Raw genomic sequence first — 6,394 nt, forward strand, 5'->3', positions numbered from 1 at the left:
GACGGCGGCGGCGGACCCCGCGCTCGCTGGCGCCGCACCCGAGGGCTTTACGGCCCCGGCCTTTGCGGCTTTGCTCTGGCCGGCCCGGCCTTTCGCCCGGCCCGTTCGCATGCCCGTGTCCACGCGTGCTCCCTGTGATCCAGCATGTGGACCTTGTTCTTGATTTCTTGCCGCCGATCGGCCAAACCGTTCGGCGCGAGACCATAGTCCCCTTGTCTAACCGCCACAAGCGGGCGAGCATCGGGCTATAAGGTGAGGTCCATATCATGGACCTCATAATGATAATGCGGTCCGGATGGACCCTGTCAGGAGGAGAGCCGAGGATGTCGCTGACCCGTCGCACCCTATTGAAGGCCAGCGCCGCGAGCGCGCTGGTGGGCGGCATCGCCGCGCCCCACGTGGCGCGCGCCCAGGCCGCCGAATTCAGCTACAAGTACGCCAACAACCTGCCCGTCACGCACCCCATGAACATTCGCGCCAACGAGATGGTGGAAGCCATCAAGAAGGAGACGAACGGGCGGGTCGAGATCAAGGTGTTCCCCTCCAGCCAGCTCGGCGGCGACACTGACATGCTCAGCCAGCTGCGCTCGGGCGGCATCGAGTTCTTCACCCTCTCGCCGCTGATCCTGTCCACCCTGGTGCCGAACGCCTCGATCAGCGGCATCGGCTTCGCCTTCCCGGACTATGCCGCGGTGTGGAAGGCCATGGACGGCGACCTCGGCACCTATGTGCGCGGGCAGATCGCCAAGTCCGGCATCGTCGCCATGGACAAGATCTGGGACAACGGCTTCCGCCAGATCACCACCTCCACCAAGCCGATCCAGACCGCCGCCGACCTCAAGGGCCTGAAGATCCGCGTGCCGGTCTCGCCGCTGTGGACCTCCATGTTCAAGGCGTTCGACAGCGCCCCCGCCTCGCTCAATTTCTCCGAGGTCTACACCGCGCTGCAGACCGGCGCCGTGGACGCCCAGGAGAACCCGCTCGCCATCATCTCCACGGCGAAGCTCTACGAGGTGCAGAAGTACTGCTCGCTCACCAACCACATGTGGGACGGCTTCTGGTTCCTCGCCAACCGGCGCGCGTTCGAGCGCCTGCCGGAGGACCTGCGCGCCATCGTCGCCAAGAATGTGAACGCCGCCGGCGTGAAGGAGCGCGCCGACGTGGTGGAGCTGAACGCCACCCTGCGCAAGGAACTGGCGGAGAAGGGCCTCACCTTCAACGAGCCGAAGGTGGACTCGTTCCGCGACCAGCTCCGCAAGGCCGGCTTCTACGCCGAGTGGAAGGGCAAGTACGGCGACGAGGCGTGGGCGACGCTGGAGAAGTATACCGGCCCGCTCTCCTGAGCCTGTCGAGGGGCGTCAGGCCCGCGGGGCGCTGACGCCCTCTCCCCTGCCCCTCCCCACACTGGGGAGGTGTTCTCGCAGCGCCCCGGCGCCGTATTCCGCAACGTCCGCTTGCACGATCCGGCGCAACCAGGGCACAACGACCAGCGGCCGCGCGCGCCACACCCTCCCCCACGGCGGGGACGACACGCCTTTCCGAAGTCAGGACCTCCGCCATGGCCGCAGCCGACGAAATCCTGCCGCTGGTCGCCGAGAGCGACGCCCCCGCGCGGCTCGCGCTTCATGCGGCCCGTGGAGGCGATCGCCGCGGCCCTGCTGCTGGTGGTGGTGCTCCAGCTGCTCGCCAACGCGCTCTCGCGCTATCTGCTGCATCTGCCCATCATCTGGGGCGACGAGGTCGCCTCCATCGCCTTCATCTGGCTCGCCATGCTGGGCTCGCTGGTGGCCATCGACCGCAACGAGCACCTGCGCCTCACTTTGTTCGTGCGCGCCATGCCCGAGCGCCTGCAGCGCTTCGTGGACACACTGGCGCTGCTGCTGGTGGCCGCCTTCCTGCTCGCGCTCGCCTATCCCGCCTACGACTATGCGTCGGAGGAGGCCTTCATCACTTTGCCGGCGCTCGGCATCGCCGGGTCGTTCCGGGCGGCGGCGCTGCCGGTGGGCATCTGCGGCATGGCGGCGCTCGCCGTGGCCCATGCGGTCCGGCGCTCGAAGCTCGCCGACATCCTGATCTCGCTCGCCATCGTCGCCGCGGCGCTGGGCGCCCTGTGGCTCGCCGCGCCGGTGCTGATCAAGGCCGGCAACGTGACGATCCTGCTGTTCCTGGTGGGCTTCGTGGCGGCGTGCCTGGTGGCGGGCGTGCCCATCGCCTTCTGCTTCGGCATCGGCACCATCTGCTATCTCGCCTTCTCCACCCACGTGCCGCTGCTGGTGATGATCGGCCGCATGGACGAGGGCATGAGCTCGCTGGTGCTGCTCTCGGTGCCGGTGTTCGTGCTGCTCGGCTGCGTGCTCGACCATACCGGCATGGGCAAGGCCATCGTCGACTTCCTCGCCTCCCTGCTCGGCCACGTGAAGGCGGGCATGTCCTATGTGCTGCTGGGCTCGCTGTTCGTGGTCTCGGGCATTTCCGGCTCCAAGGTCTCCGACATGGCGACCGTCGCGCCCGCTCTGTTCCCGGAGATGAAGCGGCGCGGCCACAAGCCGAAGGAGATGATCGCGCTGCTCGCCACCGGCGCGGCCATGGCGGACACGGTGCCGCCCTCCATCGTGCTGATCGTGCTCGGCTCGGTGGCGGGCGTCTCCATCGCCGCCCTGTTCACCTCCGGCTTCGTGGTGGCCATGGTGCTGCTCATCGCGCTGGCCGCGCTGGCCCGCTTCAAGGCGCGCCACGAGGACATGGCGGGCGTCACGCGCGCGCCCGGCAAGCTCATCCTCAAGACCATGCTGGTGGCGGCGCCGGCGCTGCTGCTGCCGTTCTTCATCCGCAGCGCGGTGTCGAGCGGGGCCGCCACCGCCACCGAGGTCTCCACCTTCGCCGTGGTCTATGCGCTGATCGTCGGCATGGTGCTCTATGGCGGCATCTCGCTGCGCACCTTCTACGGCATGCTGGTGGAGACGGCGGCGCTCACCGGGGCAATCCTCGTCATCCTCGCCTGCGCGGTGGCGATGGCGTGGGCCATCACCCAGGCCGGCATCGCCAACGACCTCGCCGCCTTCATGGGCGCTCTGCCCGGCGGGGCGTGGGGCTTCCTGGCGGTGAGCATCCTCGTTTTCCTGGTGCTCGGCTGCATCCTGGAGGGCCTCCCCGCCATCGTGCTCATGGCGCCGCTGATGTATCCCATCGCCCGGAAGCTCGGGATCAACGACATCCATTATTCCATGGTGATCGTCACGGCCATGAACATCGGCCTGATGACGCCGCCCATCGGCATCGGCTTCTACCTCGCCTGCAAGATCGGCCAGGTCTCGCCCGACGCGGCGCTGAGCGCCATCTGGCCCTATCTGGTGGCGCTGTTCATCGGCCTTCTGGTGATCGCCGCCGTGCCGTGGATCTCCATCGGCATGCTCTGAGCCTGGTCCTCAGGCCGGCGGCGCCGCCTCGGCTTCCGCCTCGGGGCCGGCGCGGGCGCCGCCTGCGCCGGGCACGGCGATGAAGGCGAGATCGTCGAGCATGCCCAGCAGCTTGGCGCCGGTGTCCAGCTCGCGGTCGAGCGCCGCCATGGTGCGCGCGAGGCCGATGTCCTCGTCGTCGAGCCAGACGCCGACGATGCGCGCGAACAAGAGCGCCAGTCCCTTCGCCCGCACCGATCCCGAAAGCCCGGTGCAGCCGATGCCGGCCGCCGCCAGCATCCAGCGCTGCGAGCGCTCGGACAGGCGCAGCATCTGAAGCGCCAGAGCCGGGTCGCGCCGGGCCGAGCGCACGAGGCCGCGCACCGCCTCCTTGTGCGGCTCCAGCGCGTCGAGCCGGCGCATCAGCACCTCGAACAGGCGCTCCTTCGGCCCCTCGCCGGCGAGGTCCTCGCTCGTCCGGCCCGCCCTCCGCCAGGACGTGGCGGTCGGTGGCGCGGAAGAAGGCGGCGAGGAGGTCGGCGCGGCCGGCGAAGGTGGCCCGCATCTCGGCGAGCGGCACGCCGGCGCGCTCGGCCACCTCGGCGAGATCGAGGCGCCGTAGGGACGCTGCGCCAGGAGGTCGAGGAAGGCGCGGAGGCAGGCCTCGCGACTGGTCTCAGAGGTCATCGGCTCCTCCCCATGGCGCGCAGCGCGCGAATGACGGACACGCCGAGTGTAGCGCGAAATCGCGGCGGCCCGGCGGCTGGTTCAGCCGGCAAGTTCCTTGCCACGCCGGGTGGCGGCGGCGACCGCGTCGGCGAGCAGCGGGCCGAAGCCCGCGCGCGCGTCCATCAGCACCGCGAGGGCGGCCGCCGTGGTGCCGCCGGGCGAGGTCACGTTCTGGCGCAGGGTGGCGGCGGGCTGGTCCGACTGGTCCATCAGCGCGCCCGCTCCGGAGACGGTGGCGCGGGCGATGCGCGCCGAAAGCTCCGCCGGCAGGCCGGCCTTCGCGCCCGCCTCGGCCAGCGCTTCCGCCAGCAGGAAGGCATAGGCCGGGCCGGAGCCGGACACGGCGGTCGCCGCGTCCATGAGGTCCTCGTCGTCGATCCACTCGACGATGCCGATGGCGCCGAGCAGCGCGCTCGCGAGCGCGCGGCCGTCCGCCGTCACCGCGCCGTTCGCCACCGCCACCGTGACGCCGCGGCCGATGGCGGCGGGGGTGTTGGGGATCGAGCGGACAATGGCGGTGCCCGCCGGCATGGCATCCGCGATGAAGCCGAGCGTGCGGCCCGCCATCACCGACACCACCAGCGTGTCCGGTCCCACCAGGGGCGACACCTTGGACAGCACGTCGGGCGCCACCTGCGGCTTCACCGCCAGCAGCAGCACACTGGGCGTCGCAATCGCGTCCGCGGGGGGATTCACCTCAACCCCTTTGGCTTTGAGCTCCCCCGCCGGCGCGTCCGGCAGATTCGGGTCGATGGCGACCGCGAGCCGTGCCGGCAGGCCGAGCTTCAGCCAGCCCTCCAGCATCGCCCCGCCCATCTTGCCAGCGCCCACCAGCACCACGGGACCGGTGAGGGAGGACAAAGCGCGCTCGGACATGGGGGCCTCTGTGACTATGAAACGGCAACGTCCGCCTCCAAGGGGCGGCCCCTCCTTCTAGGTCGGATCGCCATTCGGGGCCAGCGGCCGGCGTGGCATTTCTCTCCGCGCAATCGGCGCACCGGACACCCACGAGGTCAAAATCCGACATTTCGACGTTATATTTACGATTGCCGCAGAGGGATTGACGAAGCCATTTTCCCATGTATCTATCGTTTTAATACACATATAACCTAAATTTTTAGGTGAAATACCAAGCCGGGCCTGTCGCCGCTCGCACCACCTTCGGGCGCGAGGCATGGGCGCCGCCAGGCACCGACACGAAACCGCGCCCCGCGCACCGAGGACCTGATTATGCGACGCCTTCTCCTTGCCGCCGCCTTCGCCGCCGCCGCCGCACTGCCCGCCTCGGCCCAGCAGGCGGCCGGCCCGAACACGCTGCTCAACGTCTCCTACGACATCTCCCGCGAGCTCTATCAGGCGATCAACGCCGCCTTCGTGAAGCAGTGGAAGGCGAAGACCGGCCAGGACCTAACCGTCAACCAGTCGCACGCCGGCTCCTCGCGCCAGGCGCGGGCGATCCTGGAAGGGCTGGAGGCGGATGTGGTCACCTTCAACCAGGTCACCGACGTGCAGATCCTCCATGACCGCGGCAATCTGGTCGCCGCCGACTGGCAGAAGCGCCTGCCCAACAACGCCTCGCCCTATTATTCCCTGCCCGCCTTCCTGGTGCGCGCCGGCAACCCGAAGAACATCCGCGACTGGGACGACCTGGTGCGCGACGACGTGAAGCTGGTGTTCCCGAACCCCAAGACCTCGGGCAATGCGCGCTACACCTATCTCGCCGCCTATGCCTATGCGCAGGAGAAGCTGGGCTCGACGGAGAAGGCCGACGCCTTCGTGCGCAAGCTGTTCGCCAACGTGCCGGTGTTCGACACCGGCGGCCGCGCCGCCACCACCACCTTCGTCGAGCGCGAGGTGGGCGACGTGCTCATCACCTTCGAGGCCGAGACCAACGGCATCCGCGACCAGTATCCCGGCAAGTTCCAGGTGGTGGTGCCCAAGGTGAGCCTGCTCGCGGAGTTCCCCGTGGCGGTGGTGGACAAGGTGGTGGACAAGCGCGGCTCACGCGCCACCGCGACCGCCTATCTCGACTATCTCTACAGCGCCGAGGGCCAGGACATCCTCGCCAAGTTCCACAACCGGGTGCACAACCCCGAGGTGGTCTCCCACTACAAGGAGCAGTTCCCGCCGGTGCGCCTCGTCACCGTCGAGGCGGCGTTCGGCGGCTGGGAGAAGATCAACAAGGAGCACCTCGCCTCCGGCGCCAAGCTCGACCAGCTTTTTCGAGAAGCGCTGAGCCATCGCGGCCCGGCGCCGTCCGGCGCCGGCCG

4 protein-coding genes and 1 pseudogene are annotated in these 6,394 nt (G+C 69.1%); 3 read left to right on the forward strand and 2 right to left on the reverse strand.

What is annotated here, in order from left to right; translation table 11 throughout:
- Positions 1–323 precede the first annotated feature (323 nt).
- Positions 324–1,343 (forward strand): TRAP transporter substrate-binding protein, encoded by a 1,020-nt coding sequence (locus tag AC2W7M_RS17780; RefSeq protein WP_486133696.1) that lies wholly within the window; start codon positions 324–326, stop codon positions 1,341–1,343.
- Positions 1,344–1,613: 270 nt separating this feature from the next.
- Positions 1,614–3,416 (forward strand): annotated as a pseudogene (locus AC2W7M_RS17785) (TRAP transporter large permease); the annotation flags it as partial.
- A 9-nt stretch (positions 3,417–3,425) separates the two neighbouring features.
- Here AC2W7M_RS17785 and AC2W7M_RS17790 read toward each other — a convergent pair.
- Positions 3,426–4,082: a TetR/AcrR family transcriptional regulator gene (locus tag AC2W7M_RS17790; protein ID WP_486133698.1), complete on the reverse strand. Its 657-nt coding sequence runs from the start codon at positions 4,080–4,082 to the stop codon at positions 3,426–3,428.
- A gap of 81 nt (positions 4,083–4,163) precedes the next feature.
- A complete protein-coding gene (gene proC / locus AC2W7M_RS17795; RefSeq protein ID WP_486133700.1) occupies positions 4,164–5,000 on the reverse strand; it encodes a pyrroline-5-carboxylate reductase in 837 nt (278 codons plus the stop codon).
- Between the two features lie 354 nt (positions 5,001–5,354).
- Here proC and cysP point away from each other — a divergent pair.
- The coding region (gene cysP / locus AC2W7M_RS17800; protein ID WP_486133702.1) for a thiosulfate ABC transporter substrate-binding protein CysP at positions 5,355–6,394 on the forward strand (1,040 nt) is incomplete at its 3' end.

This window comes from Xanthobacter sp. BG11Y11_SDJG (assembly GCF_057364445.1).

Bases quoted from the DNA above. Each gene is read 5' to 3' on its own strand.
- AC2W7M_RS17780 (WP_486133696.1), top strand. From the start codon at position 324: ATGTCGCTGACCCGTCGCACCCTATTGAAGGCCAGCGCCGCGAGCGCG.
- AC2W7M_RS17790 (WP_486133698.1), bottom strand. From the start codon at position 4,082: ATGACCTCTGAGACCAGTCGCGAGGCCTGCCTCCGCGCCTTCCTCGAC.
- proC (WP_486133700.1), bottom strand. From the start codon at position 5,000: ATGTCCGAGCGCGCTTTGTCCTCCCTCACCGGTCCCGTGGTGCTGGTG.